Raw genomic sequence first — 18,520 nt, forward strand, 5'->3', positions numbered from 1 at the left:
AGGTTGCAATGAGACGCCTGTACTCCCTGCTGCTCGGCCTGGCTGTGGTGGGCCAGGCCTGCTGGGCCGAGGACCTGCTGGACAATGCCGACCTCGCACCCGGCATCGACCTCGGCGAACCGGTGATCATCCGCCTGCTGCCGGCCAGCGCCGGCCAGGCTGCGGTGATCGAGCAGCAAGGCGCGGGCAACCGCGCCGCCCTCGACCAGAACGGCCAGGCCCTGTTGGGCCGCATCGTCCAGGCCGGTGGCGCGCAGGAAGCGTACATCTTGCAGGAAGGCAGTGACCTGATGGCCCTCATCAGCCAACAGGGGAATGGCAACAGCGCGTCGATCCGCCAGACCGGCAGCAGCAACAGTGCGGCCATCGAGCAGATCGGCAACGACAACAGCGCCAGCATCGTGCAGTCCGGCACAGGCCTGAACAGCTCCGTGACCCAGGCCGGCAATGGCCAGCACGTGCAGATAACCCAATACCGATAGACCTGGAGGCACCCCCATGTATAAGCTCGCTCCGTTAAGTGCCGCTATCGTCCTGGCCCTCGCAGGTCAGGCCATGGCTGCTGACAGCACCTCGTCCCAGACCCAGGATGGCAAGGAAAACATCGCTGAAGTCAGCCAGTCCCTGGCGCCATTCGCTTCGGCTACCCAGACCCAGACCGGCAAGGGCAACAACCACCTGGCGGTGCAATCGGATAGCACCAGCGATATCCAGCAGAGCGCCAACGGCCAATACAACGCAGCCTACGCCGACCAGCTGTTCGAGAACGGCAGCCAGGTCACCCAGCACGCAAGCGGCAGCTACAACGATGCCTTCGCCAGCCAGTCACTGGGCTTGGGCAACCAGTCGCTGCAAACCCAGCAAGGCGCGCAAAACGCCTCGACCGTATGGCAGGAAAGCCAGGAAGGCAGCAAGGCCACCACCTGGCAATCCGGCCAGCGCAACGAAGCTTTCATCGAGCAGATCTTTGGTGGCAGCAACAACCGCAGCAGCATCAACCAGACCGGCCAGGAAAACTACGCCGCCGCCGAGCACCTGAGCCACGTCGATGGTGATATCCAGGTCTACCAGGACGGCACGGGCAACTGGGCGTATGGCGACCAGCGCGACGGGACCGGCGGCACCATCGGCATTGGCCAGTACGGTGGCGGCAACTCGGTGGAAGTGTGGCAGGACAACCAGACCGCCAGCCAGGCATCAGTGACCCAGTCCGGCCAGATGAACGAAGGCTATATCGACCAGAGCTTCGGCATGAACAACAAGGTCAGCCTGTCGCAACAGGGCACGGCCAACGCCAGCTGGTCGGACCAGTTCGAGACCAGCAACTCGACCACCACCATCACCCAGACTGGTAGCAACAACGTGCATTTCACCTACCAGAACGGTGAAAACCTCAACCTGACCATCAACACCAAGGGCACTGGCAACAGCGTCACCGCCAGCAACTGGAAAGGTGCCAAGATGGGCGGCCAGTTCGGTACCAACCAGACTGCCACCATCAACCAGAATGGCAATGGCAACGGCGTCAACCTGACCCAGAACGGTGACAACCAGCTGGCCACGCTGACCCAGAAAGGCACCGGCAACCAAATGGAGACCAAGCAGGCCGACATGAACAACGAGCTGTACTTCGAACAGAACGGCACCGACAACATCCTGATCGCCGACCAGCGTGGCACCGACAACTATGCCTACGGCAACAGCCAGGGCAACGGCAACGTCATCAACCTGGACCAGTCCGGCTACAGCAACCAGAGCTACACCAACCAGCTGTACGGTAGCGGCAACGAGGCCAACATCAAGCAGGTTGACAGCTACAACATTGCCTACGTGACCCAGGGAGGCCAGGGCAACAAGGCGTATGTCGACCAGAGCGGTGAGACCCAGACCGCGACCATCAGCCAGCTGGGCAGCGCGAACGTGGCCACTGTGACCCAGCAGTAGATCGCTCCCCCCTTGAACCGCGGTGCTCCTCTCCCTGGTGCCGCGGTTCCTTTTTTCTTTTCTTGCCGACCTGTTTGCGGGCATGCCCGCGAATAGGCCAAGCCTGCCAAGCGCATTACAATGGTCCACACCCCAACCGATGCCTGCCCCATGATCCAGTCCGACCTCGACCTGTTCGGCACCCAGCCGCAACGCCTGGCCAGCCACACCGTGCTGCTGCCCGGCTTCGCTCTGGCCGAGATCGAGGCCCTGCTCGATGCCCTGCGCCCGGTGCTGCGTGCCGCGCCGTTCCGGCACATGCACACCCCGGGCGGCCTGCGCATGGCGGTAGGGCTGACCAACTGCGGCACGTTGGGTTGGGTCAGTGACGAACACGGCTACCGCTACAGCCCCTGCGACCCGCTCAGCGGCAAACCTTGGCCCGCCCTGCCCCCCGTGTTGCTCGAACTGGCCGCCGGCGCTGCGAGCATGGCCGGGTTCGACGGTTTCGTGCCGGATGCCTGCCTGGTCAACCATTACCTGCCAGGCACCCGCCTGAGCCTGCACCAGGACCGCGACGAGCAGGACTTCGGCCAGCCGATCGTGTCGGTGTCGCTGGGCTTGCCGGCGGTGTTCCTGTTCGGTGGCCTGCAGCGCACCGACAAGACCCAGCGCATCACGCTGAGCCACGGCGATGTGCTGGTCTGGGGTGGCGAGGACCGCCTGCGCTTTCACGGCGTGCTCACGATCAAGCCTGGCGTGCATCCGCGCCTCGGTGAACGGCGGATCAACCTGACCTTGCGCAAGGCCGGTTGAGACCAATCAGAACGATGATTTCATGATAAGCAGTTGAGCGGGCCAATTCATGGACTGTATATCTGGAACCACCTACCTAGGGAAACTCCGAACAAGTTGCTCATCAGTCGGAAATGTGCGGTTTAGGGATGCCGAAAAGCCCGCTTTTCAGTCGCTGATTATTGGATAACCAAGGCAAAGCCTTGGTTATCTGGACTCACGGGCGCACCTCTCCCGCAGCAGGCAATAATTGCCGGCGCACCATCCACAGATTCGACAGGGCAAACAGCGTGGTCAGTTGCGCCGTGTTCTTGGCCAAGCCGCGAAAACGAGTCTTTACATAGCCGAACTGGCGTTTGATCACCCGGAACGGGTGCTCCACCTTCGCACGCACTTGCGCCTTGGCCTTTTCGATCTTGCGCTTGGCTTGGTAGAGCACGCTGCGTTTGTTCAAGTGTTTGTAGGTGCTGCGGCGGGCAGCGACCTGCCATATCACCTGCCGTCCCTCGTGTTCTGGCCGCTTTTCCACGCCTGTGTAACCCGCATCCGCACACACGACATTCTCTTCGCCATGCAATAGCTGAGCGACCTCCGTCACGTCAGCTACGTTCGCGGCGGTGCCATGAACGTGATGCACCAGACCCGATTCAGCATCCGCGCCGATGTGGGCCTTCATGCCGAAATAGTACTGGTTGCCCTTCTTCGTTTGATGCATTTCAGGATCGCGCTTGCCTTCCTTGTTCTTGGTCGAACTGGGCGCGTGGATGATGGTAGCGTCGACAATGGTGCCCTGGCGCAACGACAGGCCCTTGTCTTGCAGGTAATTGTTGATGGTTTCCAGAATGCCGACTGCCAACTGATGCTTCTCCAGCAGGTGCCGGAAGTTCATGATCGTCGTGTCTTCGGGGATCGGAGCGCTGAGCGTCAGACGAGCGAACTGGCGCATCGAAGTGATCTCGTACAGCGCCTCTTCCATGGCGGGATCGCTCAAAGAGAACCAATTCTGCAGCAGGTGAATGCGCAGCATGGTTTCCAGAGGATAAGGCTTGCGGCCACCGCCAGCCTTTGGGTAGTGAGGCTCGATCAACGCCACCAGTCCACTCCACGGAACCACCTGTTCCATCTCGGCCAGGAAACGCTCGCGACGGGTTTGCTTGCGCTTGCCGGCGTACTCGAAATCGGAAAAGCTCATCTGACTCATGGGATGGCGGACTTGTAGAAGGCAGTTGGACGGAGGGCTATTTCAGCACAGGTCAGATGGCCTGTGCTGACTTGATCGGAGAATCCCTAGCTAAATCTACTCCCCTCCTCTGACGCTACGCGTCAAGACCCTTGTTTCCATTCTGCTAATTTGCGCCCTTATCGAGTTCCAGGCGCGCTTATCTCCAGGGAAATATTTATCAACATAACCTTTAAAACCCTCTTTATTCTCTATCGCATAATACATGGCCTGCCGAAGGTGCTCGGTTGTATATGTGATATTTCTTGCGGTCGGCGCCGTCACCTCTGCATTCGCGGCAATCAGAAAATCGGCCGACGCCTTCGAACTGCGCCACCCACCCCGTGAATACGTCGATCCAACTGGAGCATTGGGCAGAACATCTTGTACTGGCTGACTTGGAGCGATAGCTGCATTTCCTGCCTGTGTTCTTGAAGTCCCGGCAACGCTATCTCCGGAACCCACTGCCATAGAGTGCCCAGATAGTTCCTTAAGTGCGTAGGGCTTCTCGGGAATCCATGGATTACGAGACGCCGGGTTGCGTATTCGAGCCTTTGCAGGAGGAGTCAGCGGGCTGGGCATTTTTGTCTTTGCACAACCGCTCGGATCATTAAAATTTACTGGATCATTTTCACAAAAGGCGTATGAGTTCAATCCTCCTTGCGAAAACGGACTCAAATGATCTGGAGAGATGAACCTCATTATAAATGGGCAGAACACACGTAGGCCATTACCCAAAAGATAGCAGCGCGTTATGGAATCTTGCCATTCGCCTTTAAAGCGTATCAGCGAAGCACAAGCATTATTACTCCCCACACCGTAAACGCTGTAAGCAATAGACATGAGATCCTCTACACACCTAAATTTCGAAAGTTCTATTAGAGTCATGAATGCATTTGTTTCACAACTGGCATTTCTGATAGGCAACCCCTCGGGTGGCGGGACGAGTGCTCGCCAGCCCGCTGCACGTTACTCAGTTCAGATTGACAAGAAAAACAGGATGAACGCGCATGAAACAGGTTGAACATCTTGGCCAGGCAAGCTTCAAACGATATGCCATGCCCTGTTCAGCCTGGAGCCCGCCATGCCCTACCAGCCCTGTTACCCACCCTCTCAAAGCGGAGCCGCGCGCCTATGAAAATGCCCTGCCGCGCGCCCAATGCCTCACTACAGCTCGATTATGTACGCGACACCCTGTTCGGCCCGGTGGCGCAAAGCGTGGAGTGCCAGTGCCAACTCGCCGCCCTCGACCTGCAAGGCCGCCCAGGCCTGCGCCTGCACATTTGCCCGCCCCTGCCCGACAAGGTCGACCGCGCCCACAGCGTGGCCTTCGTCTGGGACGGGCGCAGTTACCACGGAGTGGTCCGCGACCAGGGCAAGTGCGGTGATGGCGGCCTGAACCTGCTGCTGGAACTGCTGTAAGACGATCAACGGCGATCAACCCGGCTGAACCCACCGGGCGCGTCACGTCTCCATAGCAAAAGGGCCCATGCCTGCCGGAGAACGCGGAGAACGTCAATGAACAGTCCGTTGCTCAAGCTCTTCACTCACCCCGCCGACGCCTGGCTGGAAATCCGCCGGGCCGAGGAAGACCACCCGCAGCAATATTTGCCGCGCCTGTTGGCTCTGGCACTGATCCCCGCTGTGTGCCTGTTCGTCGGCACGACCACCTTCGGCTGGAGCCTGGCGGCCGAGGAACGGGTGCGCCTGAGCATGACCAGCGCCGCCCAACTGGCGGGCTTGCTCTACGCCACAACGGTCGTCGGGGTAATGTTGATGGGCACGATGATCCGCTGGATGTCGCGCGGTTTCGATGCAAAGCCCAGCCTCAACCAGTGCATCGGCTTTGCCGCCTACTGCGCCACACCATGGTTCTTTGCCGGGGTGGTCGGCCTGCTACCGATCCGCTGGCTGGCGCTGGCGGCACTGCTGGCTGCCTCGGCGTATGCCAGCGTGTTGCTGTATGGCGGATTGCAGACCTTTCTGCGGCTGAAGAAGGAACAGGCCATGCTGTTCGCGACCTGCGTGTGGGGGGTGGGGTTACTGCTGCTGGTCACCATCCTGGTGGCGATGATCCTGTTCTGGTTCAACGGCCTGATGCCGGAATATGTGCGCCCGGCCAGCGTGGGCTGACCGGGCGCGGCAGGCGCCTCAGGCAATCGCCTTGAGTGTCGCCGGGTGGCTGTCACGCAGCGCGTGCAGCTGCCCCACCAGGTTGACCAGATCACGGCAACTGTTGAGGCTTTGCAGGGGGACCCCGCTCAGGGTCACGCCCTCGTCGAGGCTCTGGCCCTGACCCAGGCGTATGGTCAGGTTGGCGCCATCCGTGCAGCTGACTTCGCAACGGTCGGGCAGGCAGGCCTGCTCGATCATCTGCCGCATTTCTAGCATCGAAACTCCTATCAACGACATGGTACGACCCTCTCTTTGGGATGGCCTGTTGTGTGAGTACGCCTTTGTTGGGCGAGGTGCCAATTGATATTGCGCATGCCGAGGCAGGCGCTCATGCGCCTGGGCAATGATCATGCAGGGAATCCTCTAGCACCTTAGTGGAAGATTGCCTGCGCGGGCTGCGCGTTCGAACGCAATGGCAGACTTAGCGACGAGCGGTCCCGGCAGGCCCCAGCGATGCCCAAAGATGCTGTGCCGCATAGGCTCGCCACGGTCGCCACGCCAGGGCTCGTTGCGCAAGTTGGGCATCCTCGCCTTCGAGCAGGCGCAACGCCTTGATCAGCGCCACATCGCCCAGCGGCAAGGCATCGGCCGCGCCGGCCTGGCGCAATGCCAGGTAGTGCGCACTCCAGGGGCCGATACCCTTGAGCTGGCACAGGTTGCGCAGCAACTCATCCAGCACCTGCCCGCGGCGCAGCAAACTGGGCTCGGCGAGCAATGCATTGGCCAGCGTGCCCAGGGTGGCGGCGCGCGCTCGCGGCATGCCCATGCCATCGAACTTCGCAACTGCCAATACCGGCAACGCCGGGAATACGTGGCTCAGGCCAGGTGCGGGCCAGCGCAAGGGCACGCCGTGGCGTTGCACCAGGCGGCCGGCCAGGGTCATGGCCCCAGCCACACTGACTTGCTGGCCCAGCACAGTGCGCATGGCCTGTTCGCAGGCGTCCCAGCCTTGTGGCACGCGCAGGCCTGGGCGCTCCTGTAGCAGGCGGGCCATCAGCGGATCGCGGGACAGTTCGGCATTGATGCGCGCGGGGTCGGCATCGAGGTCGAAGACCCGCCTCAGCCTGGCGGTCAGGCCGGGTAGCGCGTGGGCCGGGACGCCTTCAAGGCGGACCCGCAGGTACTGGCTGCCCGAAGGTTTGGCGTGCAAGACGGCGTGGCGGCCGGCAATTACCAGGGTACGGCGGTAGGTGCCGTCGAGGCAGGTCTCGATGCCGGGGATGCAGCGGGCAGCGAGGAAGGCCAGGGTCGAGGGCCAGTGGTAAGGGGCACGGTAGCGCAGCCACAAGGTGTGGTGGCCGGGGGTGGGCAATGATCGGCGTACGGCGTGCAGGGGGGTGAGCTTTGGCATGGCTGCATCATGCCAGCAAATGTAATACCTGTACCGGCCCTATCGCCGGCAAGACAGCGCCCACAGGTACAGCGACAATCTCGGGAGCATCGCTGTACCTGTGGGAGCTGGCTTGCCGGCGATAGGGCCGGACAAGCCATTCAATCAACCAGGATCAATGCGCCGCACCGTCCCGCGCTTCCTGCATCTGCCCGAACCGACCGGCATGGAAGTCGTCGAACGACTCGGCAATTTCCGCCTGGCTGTTCATCACGAACGGGCCATAGCCCACGATCGGCTCATCGATCGGTTCACCGCTTAGCAGCAGCAAGCTGGCACCTTCCAGCGCTTCGACCGCGACATCCTCGCCGCCCCGGTCAAACAGCACCAGGCTGGATGGGCCGGCTTCTCGCTCGCCGTTGATCCGCACGTTGCCGCGCAACACCACCAGCGCCGCATTGCGCCCGGCGGCAACCGGCAGCTGCAAGGCTGCACCGGCATTCAGGCGCAGGTCCCAGACATCCATCGCAGTAAAGGTCCGCGCCGGCCCCGAATGCCCACGATAGTCACCGGCAATCACTCGCAGACTGCCGCCCTCGCCGTCCAGCGTCACCACCGGGATGTCCTTGGCCAGCAGCGTCTGGTAGCCGGCCGCTGCGCGCTTGTCCCGCGCCGGCAGGTTGACCCACAGCTGTACCATCTCCAGCGTACCGCCAGAACGGGCGAAACCTGGGGAATGGAACTCTTCGTGGATGATGCCATTGGCAGCAGTCATCCACTGCACGTCGCCAGGGCCGATCAAGCCGCCAGCGCCGGTGGAGTCACGGTGTTCCAGTTCGCCCTGGTAGACGATGGTCACGGTCTCGAAGCCGCGGTGCGGGTGCTGGCCAACGCCGCGCCGCGCACTGGTCGGGGTGAAGTCATGAGGGCCGGCATAGTCCAGCAGCAGGAACGGGCTGATCTTGCTGGCCAGGTTGTCGTAGGTGAACAGGCTGCGCACCGGGAAACCATCACCTACCCAGTGGGCGTGGGGGCTGCGGTGAATACCCAGAATCGTTTTCATGAGAAGGCTCCTCTCTTGGTTGAGATAACCTTACCAGTGAGACCAATCAGGCAATAGCCGGCTAAAATGGCATGCATCGTCTCATTTAAAGGACAATCCACAGCCAGCTGTCTGGAAAAACTATCCCGCCGGTGCCTGCAGCAGGAAGGCCTGCACTTGTTCGGCGCACGCCTCAGGATGCTCTTGCAGGAAGCAGTGCCCACCTGCAACCTGCCTGCCGCTGACCTTAGGGTTGAGTGCCACCAGGCGATTCACCGAATGCGGTACGAAGGGGTAGGTGTGCTCGCCGTACAGCACCCGCGTGGGCGTACGGATTGCCGCCAGGCTCGCCCACATGCGCTTGGGGAACGAACTGAATATTTCTACTTCGCGGCTGGGCCGGCACTTGAGCACCACCGCTTCGCCACAGTCGCCAATGGCATGCTCCACGTAGGCCCGCAGCGCCGCATCGGTCCACCCCTTGAAGATACCCCGCCCATGCAGTGATGCCAGGGCTGCCTCGCGGTCGGGCCAGTGGCTGCGACGGCTGGCAGCCTTGCGCGCCAGGGCATGGCGCTGGTGCAAGCCGACCAGGGCTGCCATCCCCATCACGCCCAGCATGCGCCGGCTGAACAGTACCGGGTCGAGCAGAACGGCACGCGCGAACAGTTGCGGTTCACTGGCCAGGATCAGGCCGGTGAGCACGCCACCGAAGCTGTGCCCGACGGCAAAGCGCGGTACGTCACCATACTCGCCTCGCCCGGCTGCAAAAGCCTCCACCGCCAACGCAGCGGTCCGGTTCCAGCCACGGAACACCCCGCCATGGTCGCTGTCACCATGGCCCTGCACATCGCTGAGCCACAGGTCGAAATGTTCGCCCAGGCGCATCAGCAATGGCTGGTAGGCCAGGCAGCAGAAGCCGTTGCCGTGCAGAAAATGCAGCAACGGCTTGCCACTGGCCGGGGTTCGCCAGCCCCGCAGGGTGAAGCCTTCGGCGCATTCGTGAGACCAGGGGATCAACTGCATCGGCTTACTGTACTCGCGGGGTCAGGAAAACGCTGATTCTACAAACAGCAGCGGGTACAGTGAAATCACCAGCAACAAGGCCATCAGGACATTGAACAGCATCAGCCAGCGCGGGTTCTGCAACAAGTTGCGCAGGGCGCTGCCGAACATCACCCACACCCCGACGCTCGGCAGGTTGACCAGGGCGAACAAGGCGGCAATGACAATGACGTTGGTCACATAGCCCTGCGCCGGCGTGTAGGTGGTGATTGCCCCGACTGCCATCACCCAGGCCTTGGGGTTGACCCACTGGAATGCCGCTGCTCCCCAGAAGCCCAGCGGTTTGCGGGCACTGGACGAAGCTGTGCCGACCGGCCCGGAGGTGGCGATCTTCCAGGCCAGGTACAGCAGGTAGGCGGCACCGGTGTAACGCAATACCGTATACAGCGCCGGCCAGGCTTTGAACACCTCGCCCAGGCCCAGGCCGACAGCCAGCACCATCACCATGAAACCGACACTGATGCCCAGGGCGTGGGGGATCGAGCGACGCACACCGAAATTCACCCCAGAGGCAAGCAGCATGGTGTTGTTGGGGCCAGGAGTAATGGAAGACACGAAGGCGAACAGCACGAAGGCGGTCAGCAGGTCGGCAGAGGCAAGCATGGCAGGCAATCCACTTTTTTTATGGGTGCTGTCACACTAACGGAGTCGCTCTCCTCTGCGACCGATACAGTTTCACTAAATTGTGTAGATACACATCGCTGTACCGCTACCATCAGATCAAGGAAGCCGTCCCATGAGCCTCACCATCCGTCCTGCCGTTCGCGCCGACGCCGAGCAGATACTTGCCTTCATCACCGAACTGGCAGAGTACGAACGCGCCCGCCACGAGGTGATCGCGAGCGTTGCCGATATCGAGCACAGCCTTTTTGGCGAGGGCAGCACCGTGCATAGCCTGATGTGCGAGCGCGATGGCCGGGCAATCGGCTTTGCCGTGTATTTCTACAGCTACTCGACCTGGCTCGGGCGCAACGGCATCTACCTGGAAGACCTGTACATAACGCCCGAGCAGCGCGGCGACGGTGCCGGACGGCAATTGCTGCGGCACATCGCCCGCGAGGCGGTGGCGAAGAATTGCGGACGGCTGGAATGGAGCGTACTGGACTGGAACGAGCCGGCTATCGGCTTCTATCAGAAGCTGGGGGCCGAAGCGCAGGATGAGTGGGTGCGCTACCGGTTGGATGGCGAGAAGCTGGCGGCGTTTGCCCGGGGCTGACCGGGGGGATGCTCACGGCATAGACCACTACAGGCCGAACCGGCTTACATGAGGGCTTGAGTGTGCATGCCTTGAGCTTTTCAGCGCCTGTGAGATCGAGCGCCGCCCGCGCGGCGCTTCGCGGCACAAGGCCGCTCCTACATCTGTTTCCGGCCAATTACTCCTGTGCCAAGTGGGTTGCCGCCTTGGTGCTTGGCTGAAGATTGATGAGGAGCAGTCGTGCGCCCTTCGATATCGGAATGGAACAAACAAGACGGACAGAGGTGAACTCACAGGAGTAACTGGCCCGAAACAGATGTAGGAGCGGCCTTGTGCCGCGAAGCGCCGCGCGGGCGGCGCTCGATCTCCCAGGCACTGCAAAACCAAAGCCCTACCATCAGGGCAATTGACGCCAGCCCCGCCCCATGGTCTCCTTATGCCTCGCGTTCAGGTGCCCCCGATGGGGGTGAAACGGGAAACCGGTGCGTCACAGGCCCTCCAGCAGGGCCGGACAAGGCCGGTGCTGCCCCCGCAACGGTAAGCGAGCGAAGCGTCTGTACCACTGTGCCTGATCCCCGGCATGGGAAGGTGACGCTTTCCAGGAGCCTGGCTCCTCCTCGCAAGCCCGGAGACCGGCCTGGCGTTCATGAACACCCCGCGGTGGGCGGGCGCTGTTGCATTCCCCTGGGCTGCCACGCTCGGGGCTGCCGCGCTTGCCCGTTGCCCACAAAAAGCAGAGGAACGCGTCATGCCCGTCACCAGCGCCAAGCAACACAGCATTACCACCCCCGTCACCCTCAGCCAGCGTGTCGTCATCGCCATCGGCGCCAGCCTGCTGGGCCTGTGTCTGGTGTACTTCGCCGGCTTTTCGCACATCGAGGCCGTGCACAACGCCGCCCACGACACCCGCCACAGCGCCGCATTCCCCTGCCACTGAGTACGCCCGATGATCACACGCATTGCCCGCACCGCGGGCTTCAGCGGGTTGCTGGCGGCCTTGCTGCTGACCCTGCTGCAGAGCTTTTGGGTCGCCCCACTGATTCTCGAGGCAGAAACCTACGAATCCTCGGCCCCCGTTGCCGAGCACGAGCATGTTGGCGAAGTGGCAGCGCATGAACACAGCGCCGAAGCCTGGGCACCTGAAGACGGCTGGCAGCGAGTGCTGTCCACCACCGGCGGCAACCTGGTAGTCGCGGTCGGCTTCGCCCTGATTCTCACCGCCCTGTACAGCCTGCGTGAACCCAAGCGAGCCGGCACCGGCGCACTCTGGGGCCTGGCCGGCTTCGCTGTGTTCTGCCTGGCCCCGACCCTGGGCCTGCCGCCGGAACTGCCAGGTACTGCCGCAGCCGACCTGGGGCAACGCCAGGCTTGGTGGATCGGCACCGCCAGTGCCACCGCGCTGGGCCTGGCCCTGCTGGTGTTCGCTCGCCACTGGTTGCTGAGGGCGCTGGGCGCTGTGCTGCTGGTCATTCCCCATGTGATCGGTGCGCCGCAACCCGAAGTGCACGAGAGCCTGGCCCCCGCCGCCTTGGAAACCCAGTTCAAAGTGGCCTCCTGGCTGACCAACGCCGCATTCTGGCTGGCCCTGGGCCTGCTCAGCGCCTGGCTGTTCCGGCGCTCCAGCCAGGCCTGATGCCTGCCTTCTACGCCGGTTTCGGCTGTCGTCGGGGTTGCCCGGCGGATACGCTGCAAATCTTGCTACGCCAGGCCCTGGCCACCCAGGGCCTGGCGTTGGCTGACCTGCAAGGCATCGCCAGCATCAGCCTGAAGGCCGACGAACCCGGCTTGCAGCAACTGGCCGAACGCCTCGGTCTGCCTTTGGTGTTGTACGATACCGCGCAGTTGCAACCCTACGAACCCCGACTCAGCCACCGTTCCGCCGCTGCCCATGCCCACTGTGGCTGCTGGGGCGTGGCGGAGAGTGCGGCACTGGCCCTGGCCAGCCAGCGAGTTGGCACCGCCAGGTTGCTGCTGACACGCCAGGTACTGGGCCCGGCTACCCTCGCCCTGGCCTGTTGAACGTTTCCCCTCTTTCCTGCAAGGACTTTCCATGACGGTCTACTTCATCGGCGCCGGCCCCGGCGACCCGGAACTGATCACGGTCAAGGGCCAACGGCTGATCCGCCAGTGCCCGGTGATCATCTATGCCGGCTCGCTGGTGCCGGCCGCCGTGCTTGAGGGCCACCAGGCCGAGACCGTGATCAACAGCGCCGAACTGCACCTGGAACAGATCATTGCCGCCATGCGCAGTGCGCATGAGCAAGGCCAGGATGTAGCTCGGGTACACAGTGGCGACCCCAGCCTGTACGGCGCCATCGGCGAGCAGATCCGCCATCTGCAGGCGCTGGGCATCGATTACCAGATCATCCCCGGGGTCACCGCCACGGCGGCCAGCGCCGCCCTGCTCGGCTGCGAACTGACCCTGCCCCAGGTAGCTCAGACCGTTATCCTCACCCGCTATGGTGACAGCTCGCCGATGCCGCCCGGCGAGCAGCTGGGCGAGCTGGCGCGCCATGGCAGCACCCTGGCGATTCACCTGGGGGTCAAGCACCTGTCGCGTATCGTCGAAGAACTGCTGCCGCACTACGGCACGCACTGCCCGGTGGCGGTGGTGCATCGTGCCACCTGGCCGGACCAGGACTGGGTGCGCGGTACCCTCGGTGATATAGTGGAACGCGTCGCGGCCAAGGATTTCCGGCGCACGGCGCTGATCCTTGTGGGCCATGTGCTGGGCGACACACCGTTTGCCGAATCGGCCTTGTATCGCGCCGGGCACGCCCACCTGTATCGCCCTGGCGACTGAGCATTGCCAGGTTCGCCGCAGGCGTAGCAGACTCCGGTTTCCCGCCTGCAAACAGGAGTCATGCCCATGCTGGACCTACGCCCAAACTGCGAGTGCTGCGATACCGACCTGCCGGGTGACAGCCCCGATGCGCTGATCTGCTCCTTCGAATGCACCTTCTGCCGCACCTGCGCCGAAACCCGTTTCCAGGGCCGCTGCCCGAACTGCACCGGCCAGTTGGTGGCACGCCCGACACGGGTCGGCCAGGCACTGGCCAACAACCCCGCCTCAACCCAGCGCGTGAGCAAATCACACTCCGCCTGCGCATGACGACTACAAAAACAGGCATCGCCGCTTTGCCAGGGTGATGTCTTTCCCACTTTTTGTAGGACTTTTCAACAACAAGCACGTGGACTTTCAACACTTCTATACTCGGCATTACCAAACTTCGGGAATGGTCGTATCGTGCAGCGCTTCCGATAACCCCACTTGCAGACGTATTCCTGAGTGATCCAGGAAGCGGACCACATCCTGACAGGAGTTTTCTTCATGACTACCGTGCTGATCGTCGACGACCACCCCATCGTCCGGCTGTCCTTGCGCTTGTTGCTCGAACGCGAGCGCTTCCGTGTTGTCGGCGAGGTCGGCAATGGCAGCGAGGTGGCGCAGGTGGCCCGCGACCTGCGACCGGATGTGGTAATTCTCGACATCGGCCTGCCCGGCCTGGATGGCATGGAAGTGATAAAGCGCCTGCAATGCCTGGAGCCGGCGCCCAAGATCATGGTGCTGACCGGCCAGGCCACCGACCTGTATGTGCGGCGCTGCCTGGATGCTGGCATCGGCGCTTTTGTCACCAAGGAAGAAGACCACGAAGCGTTGCTGTTTGCCCTGAAGGCCCTGGTCAAGGGCTACTCGACCTTTCCGCAGATGTCGGTCAACAGCAACTCGCTGGAAAGCGAGCCGGTGCGCCTGAACAGCCTGTCCAACCGGGAAATGGAAGTGCTGCGACGCCTGGCGCGCGGCGAAAACAACAAGAATATCGGCACCTGCATGAACCTCAGTGCCAAGACCATCAGCACCTACCGGGGCCGCATCATGGAAAAGCTCAAGACCGAATCGCTGGTTGAGATGGTCGACCTGGCCAAGCGCAACAGCGTCTACTGAGCGCTCGGTGGCAATGAAGCGCCTGCTGGCAAGCGCCCTTCTGGTCATCGGCCTGGCCAATTCCGGCGCGCTGCTGGCCAACAGCGAACCCCGCCAGTTGCTGGCACGCTCGGTCAGCGCCGCCGCCCCGCTCGCGCTGTCCAGCGAAGAGCGGCAATGGCTCCAGCAACGCCAGCACCTGGTACTTGGCAGTTCGCGCCCCGACTACCCACCGCTGGAAATCAATGTCAGCCAGCGCGACTATGAAGGCCTCAGCGCCGATTACGCAGGTATCATCGCTGAACAGCTGGGCACCACCATTGAAGTACGACGCTACGACAGCCGCCACGAAGCCATCGCTGCGCTACGCGACGGCCGTATCGACCTGCTGGGCAGCTCCAACGCCTTCGAGGCAGCGGATGCCCAGCTCAGCCTCAGTTCAAGCTACGCCGACGACCTGCCGGTCATCGTCACCCGCGAGGGGCGCAGCCTGAAGAACACCCCCGACCTCGCGGGCCTGCGCCTGGCCATGGTCGATCATTACCTGCCGGCCAGCAGCGTCCGCAGCCTGTACCCCAAGGCGCAATTGAGCTTGTATCGCTCGACCCTGGCCGGGTTGGCCGCCGTCGAACTGGGCGAGGCCGACGCCTACCTGGGCGATGCCATCAGTACCGACTTCGCGATTGGCAAGAGTTACCAGGGCACACTGAAGATCGACCACTTCTGTCAGGTTGCCCCTGGCGCGTTTGCCTTTGCCATGGCCAGTGACAACCCGCGTCTGCAACAGTTGGTCAACAAGGCGCTGGCGCGTATCAGCGAAAGCGAACGCCTGAATATCCTGCGCCGCTGGAGCAGTGGCAACACCAGCCTGCTGCTGCAGCGCCACCTCACCGCCCTGACCGCCGAAGAAGAAGCCTGGATAGCTGCCAACCCCAACGTCAGCGTGCTGGTCAACACTTCGCTGGCGCCACTGACCTTCAACGACACCAAGCACCGCCCCAGCGGCATCACCCTCGAGCTGCTCAAGCAGATCTCGCTGCGCACGGGGCTGCATTTCAAGCCGGTCGAAAGCCCGTCGGCGCAAGCAATGATCGAGCGCCTGGCACGCGGGGATGCGCAGATGATCGGCGCATTGGGTTACAGCACAGACCGTTCGAAACAACTGCGTTATACCCGTCCCTACCTGGTCAGCCCACGGGTGCTGGTCACCCGTGGCGACAATGCATCACCGCCGCAGGCCATGGCGCTGGATGGCATGCGCATCGCCCTGGTACGCGGTTCGCCGCAACGGGCCGTGCTGCAACAACGCTACCCGTTGGCCAGGATGGTCGAGGTGGACAACCCGCTCGGCCTGATGGAGGCCGTGGCCAACGGTGCCGCCGACGTCGCCCTGAGCAGCCATATCAATGCCGCCTACTACATCAGCCATGTGTTCAAGGACCGCCTGCGCATTGCCAGCGTGCTCGACGACGACCCGGCCATCGCCGCCTTCGCCGTGGCCGCGGACCAGCCACAGCTGCAGGCAATCCTCGACAAGGCGCTGCTGAGCATTCCACCCGAAGAGCTGGACCAGCTGATCAACCGCTGGCGCACCACCACCCTGGTCAGTGACAGCCCCTGGCGCGACTACCGCACGCTGGCCTTGCAAGTGCTGGTGCTGTCGGCCTTGCTGCTGGCCGGGGTGGTGTTCTGGAACAGCTACCTGCGCAAGCTGATCAACCAGCGCACCGAGGCCCAGCATGCCCTGCAAGCGCAACTTGCGCTTAGCCGCGGCCTGCTTGAACAGCTGCGCCAGGCCAAGGACGACGCCGAACAGGCCAGCCAGACCAAAAGCACCTTCCTGGCCACCATGAGCCATGAAATCCGTACCCCGATGAATGCCGTGATCGGCCTGCTGGAGTTGGCCCTGGAAGACAGCCGCGGCGGCCGCTGCGACACCCAGACCCTGCAGACCGCCCACGATTCGGCCATTGGCCTGCTTGAGCTGATCGGCGATATTCTCGACATTTCCCGTATCGAATCCGGGCATATCACCCTGCAGCCAGTGCCCACCAACCTGGTAGAACTGGTACGCGCCACCGTGCGGGTGTTCGAAGGCAATGCAAGGGCCAAAGGCCTGCACCTGCACAGCGAACTGCCCGCCGCGCCGGTGTGGGTGCTGGCTGATCCGCTGCGCCTCAAGCAGGTCTTGTCCAACCTTATCAGCAACGCCATCAAGTTCACCGACAGCGGTGAAGTCCAGGCCAGCCTGCTACTGCCCTCGCCCACCGACACTGACAGCCTGGCAGTGGAGCTGAGTGTGCGAGACACCGGCATCGGCATCAGCCCAGCCGACCAGGCCCGGCTGTTCAATACGTTCGTCCAGGCCGACGGCCCCCGGGCACGCCAGGGCGCCGGCCTGGGACTGGTCATCAGCCGCACGCTGGCCGAGTTGATGGGCGGTACCTTGAACTTGCAAAGCGTCGAAGGCCTTGGCACCAAGGTGCAGGTCAGCCTGCAGCTGCCCGCCTGCGCTGCACCGGTGCATGCCGATCAGCACGACCCTGTGCTGGAAACAAGCAGCGGCCCTTTGAACGTACTGGTGGTCGACGACTACCCCGCCAACCTGCTGCTGCTGGAGCGGCAACTGCATACCCTGGGGCATCGGGTCACGCTGGCGGAAAACGGGGAAATCGCGCTGACACGCTGGCAGGCTGCGCGCTTTGACCTGGTAATCACCGACTGCAGCATGCCGGTCATGGACGGCCACGAACTGACCCGCCGTATCCGCAGCCTCGAGGGCGAACGCGGCCTGGCGGCATGCCGCATTCTCGGCGTCACCGCCAACGCCCAGGCCGAGGAGCGTTCCCGCTGCCTGGCCAGCGGCATGGACGAATGCCTGTTCAAACCCATCGGCCTGCGTACGCTCAAGACCCACCTGCCCCACGCCCACCACCGGCAGCAGCCGACAGCACGGCGCCCCAGCGGGTTCAACCTTGGCGAACTGCGCCACCTGACCCAGGACGACGAACAACTGACGCGGAACTTGCTGCAGCAGTTGTCACAAAGCGTCAGCGAAGACCTGGCCACCTTGCGGGCGTTGCCAGCAGACGCCCCCGGCGAAACTTTGCGCGCCTTGGCTCACCGGATCAAAGGTGGGGCGAAGATGCTCAAGGTACGCACGCTGGTCAAGGATTGCGAAGCCATCGAGCAGGCCCACGACCAAGGCCTGCCGACGGTTGACCTTCGCCTGCAACTACAGGCCAGCCTGGAGACCCTGCTGGACGAGCTGGGCGATGTGCTCAGTGCAATTGCAGCGTCGAACTGATCTGGCTGATAGCGTTTACCACGTGCCGTGAACCCTGCTGGATTTCCATGATCACCGTACCGGCTTCGTTGGCCAGCGCCACACCATGGCCGGTACGCTTCAGGCTCGACTGCATGCTGGCCACGGCCAACAGCGACAGGTCGTGGTTCTGCCGCACCACGTCGACGATTTCCAGGGTAGCCTTGCTGGTTCGCGCCGCCAGGCTGCGCACCTCGTCGGCCACCACGGCAAAACCGCGCCCGTGCTCGCCGGCGCGGGCCGCCTCGATGGCTGCGTTCAAAGCCAACAGGTTGGTCTGGTCGGCAATGCCACGGATGGTCAGCACTATCTGCCCGATCACATCCGACTGCTTGCTCACCGCATCGATACTGCGTGCCGCGTCGTTGAGTTCATGGGAAATCTGCTCGATCACCTGTACCGCCTGCTGTACGACCTCGGTGCCCTTGCGCGCGCAGGCATCGGTCTGTACCGAACTGGCATGGGCAGCATCGGCCGCGCTTTGCTGGGTGCTGACCTGGCGGGTGATGTCGCTGGCGAACTTCAC

21 protein-coding genes and 1 riboswitch are annotated in these 18,520 nt (G+C 62.9%); of the genes, 13 read left to right on the forward strand and 8 right to left on the reverse strand.

Annotation, left to right across the window (positions count from 1 at the left end):
• Nucleotides 1–8 precede the first annotated feature (8 nt).
• The 3 genes from M1D87_RS14460 (at nt 9) to alkB (ending at nt 2,739) form a co-directional block, all read left to right on the forward strand.
• The gene (locus M1D87_RS14460) at nt 9–482 is read left to right on the forward strand and encodes a curlin (protein WP_123085292.1); all 474 of its coding nucleotides are present in this window, start codon (nt 9–11) and stop codon (nt 480–482) included.
• A gap of 16 nt (nt 483–498) precedes the next feature.
• Nucleotides 499–1,944: a curlin gene (locus M1D87_RS14465; RefSeq protein ID WP_123085291.1), complete on the forward strand. Its 1,446-nt coding sequence runs from the start codon at nt 499–501 to the stop codon at nt 1,942–1,944.
• Between the two features lie 150 nt (nt 1,945–2,094).
• A complete protein-coding gene (gene alkB / locus M1D87_RS14470) occupies nt 2,095–2,739 on the forward strand; it encodes a DNA oxidative demethylase AlkB (protein WP_123085311.1) in 645 nt (214 codons plus the stop codon).
• A 196-nt stretch (nt 2,740–2,935) separates the two neighbouring features.
• On the opposite strand, the gene M1D87_RS14475 is transcribed toward alkB, so the two are convergent.
• Both M1D87_RS14475 and M1D87_RS14480 read right to left on the reverse strand, forming a co-directional pair.
• Nucleotides 2,936–3,919, reverse strand: a complete 984-nt coding sequence (locus M1D87_RS14475; protein WP_123085883.1) for an IS5-like element IS2000 family transposase — start codon at nt 3,917–3,919, stop codon at nt 2,936–2,938.
• A 96-nt stretch (nt 3,920–4,015) separates the two neighbouring features.
• Nucleotides 4,016–4,780 (reverse strand): RHS repeat-associated core domain-containing protein, encoded by a 765-nt coding sequence (locus M1D87_RS14480; protein ID WP_183596706.1) that lies wholly within the window; start codon nt 4,778–4,780, stop codon nt 4,016–4,018.
• Nucleotides 4,781–5,071: 291 nt separating this feature from the next.
• Between M1D87_RS14480 and M1D87_RS14485 the strand changes: the two genes are divergently transcribed.
• Complete coding sequence (locus M1D87_RS14485; protein ID WP_013972780.1) at nt 5,072–5,359, forward strand: hypothetical protein; 288 nt, start codon at nt 5,072–5,074, stop codon at nt 5,357–5,359.
• A 96-nt stretch (nt 5,360–5,455) separates the two neighbouring features.
• Nucleotides 5,456–6,070 (forward strand): Yip1 family protein, encoded by a 615-nt coding sequence (locus tag M1D87_RS14490; protein WP_123085289.1) that lies wholly within the window; start codon nt 5,456–5,458, stop codon nt 6,068–6,070.
• 18 nt (nt 6,071–6,088) lie between these two features.
• Here the strand turns inward: M1D87_RS14490 and M1D87_RS14495 are convergent, their stop codons facing one another.
• From M1D87_RS14495 to M1D87_RS14515, 5 genes are all read right to left on the reverse strand, one after another.
• Nucleotides 6,089–6,349: a DUF1652 domain-containing protein gene (locus M1D87_RS14495; RefSeq protein WP_024087193.1), complete on the reverse strand. Its 261-nt coding sequence runs from the start codon at nt 6,347–6,349 to the stop codon at nt 6,089–6,091.
• Nucleotides 6,350–6,533: 184 nt separating this feature from the next.
• On the reverse strand, nt 6,534–7,463 hold the full coding sequence (locus tag M1D87_RS14500) for a DNA-3-methyladenine glycosylase family protein (protein WP_123085288.1): 930 nt from the start codon (nt 7,461–7,463) through the stop codon (nt 6,534–6,536).
• A gap of 154 nt (nt 7,464–7,617) precedes the next feature.
• Nucleotides 7,618–8,505 (reverse strand): pirin family protein, encoded by an 888-nt coding sequence (locus tag M1D87_RS14505; RefSeq protein WP_232880478.1) that lies wholly within the window; start codon nt 8,503–8,505, stop codon nt 7,618–7,620.
• Nucleotides 8,506–8,625: 120 nt separating this feature from the next.
• Nucleotides 8,626–9,510: an alpha/beta fold hydrolase gene (locus tag M1D87_RS14510; RefSeq protein ID WP_123085286.1), complete on the reverse strand. Its 885-nt coding sequence runs from the start codon at nt 9,508–9,510 to the stop codon at nt 8,626–8,628.
• Between the two features lie 21 nt (nt 9,511–9,531).
• Nucleotides 9,532–10,152, reverse strand: coding sequence for a LysE family translocator (locus M1D87_RS14515; RefSeq protein WP_015270522.1), 621 nt, complete (start codon nt 10,150–10,152; stop codon nt 9,532–9,534).
• A 133-nt stretch (nt 10,153–10,285) separates the two neighbouring features.
• Here M1D87_RS14515 and M1D87_RS14520 point away from each other — a divergent pair, with 133 nt between their 5' ends.
• From M1D87_RS14520 to M1D87_RS14555, 8 genes are all read left to right on the forward strand, one after another.
• Nucleotides 10,286–10,765, forward strand: a complete 480-nt coding sequence (locus M1D87_RS14520) for a GNAT family N-acetyltransferase (RefSeq protein ID WP_003260330.1) — start codon at nt 10,286–10,288, stop codon at nt 10,763–10,765.
• 411 nt (nt 10,766–11,176) lie between these two features.
• A riboswitch (cobalamin riboswitch) is annotated at nt 11,177–11,399 on the forward strand.
• A gap of 93 nt (nt 11,400–11,492) precedes the next feature.
• Complete coding sequence (locus M1D87_RS14525; RefSeq protein WP_003258255.1) at nt 11,493–11,681, forward strand: CbtB domain-containing protein; 189 nt, start codon at nt 11,493–11,495, stop codon at nt 11,679–11,681.
• A 9-nt stretch (nt 11,682–11,690) separates the two neighbouring features.
• Entirely contained in the window at nt 11,691–12,377 is a 687-nt protein-coding gene (locus tag M1D87_RS14530; protein ID WP_421091797.1) for a CbtA family protein, read from the forward strand.
• Nucleotides 12,377–12,763 (forward strand): cobalamin biosynthesis protein, encoded by a 387-nt coding sequence (locus M1D87_RS14535; RefSeq protein WP_123085203.1) that lies wholly within the window; start codon nt 12,377–12,379, stop codon nt 12,761–12,763. The genes M1D87_RS14530 and M1D87_RS14535 overlap by 1 nt, the downstream gene beginning before the upstream one ends.
• A 31-nt stretch (nt 12,764–12,794) precedes the next feature.
• Nucleotides 12,795–13,547 carry a precorrin-4 C(11)-methyltransferase gene (gene cobM / locus M1D87_RS14540; protein WP_123085202.1) on the forward strand — a complete coding sequence of 251 codons (753 nt, stop codon included), beginning with the start codon at nt 12,795–12,797 and terminating at the stop codon, nt 13,545–13,547.
• 66 nt (nt 13,548–13,613) lie between these two features.
• Nucleotides 13,614–13,856 (forward strand): DUF1272 domain-containing protein, encoded by a 243-nt coding sequence (locus M1D87_RS14545; protein ID WP_013972792.1) that lies wholly within the window; start codon nt 13,614–13,616, stop codon nt 13,854–13,856.
• A gap of 219 nt (nt 13,857–14,075) precedes the next feature.
• Nucleotides 14,076–14,690, forward strand: a complete 615-nt coding sequence (locus M1D87_RS14550; protein WP_123085201.1) for a response regulator transcription factor — start codon at nt 14,076–14,078, stop codon at nt 14,688–14,690.
• Nucleotides 14,691–14,703: 13 nt separating this feature from the next.
• Nucleotides 14,704–17,976: a transporter substrate-binding domain-containing protein gene (locus M1D87_RS14555; protein WP_421091798.1), complete on the forward strand. Its 3,273-nt coding sequence runs from the start codon at nt 14,704–14,706 to the stop codon at nt 17,974–17,976.
• On the opposite strand, the gene M1D87_RS14560 is transcribed toward M1D87_RS14555, so the two are convergent.
• On the reverse strand, nt 17,951–18,520 hold the full coding sequence (locus tag M1D87_RS14560; RefSeq protein ID WP_230491509.1) for a methyl-accepting chemotaxis protein: 570 nt from the start codon (nt 18,518–18,520) through the stop codon (nt 17,951–17,953). The two genes, M1D87_RS14555 and M1D87_RS14560, sit on opposite strands and share 26 nt — an antisense overlap.

This window comes from Pseudomonas sp. SA233 (assembly GCF_054792385.1).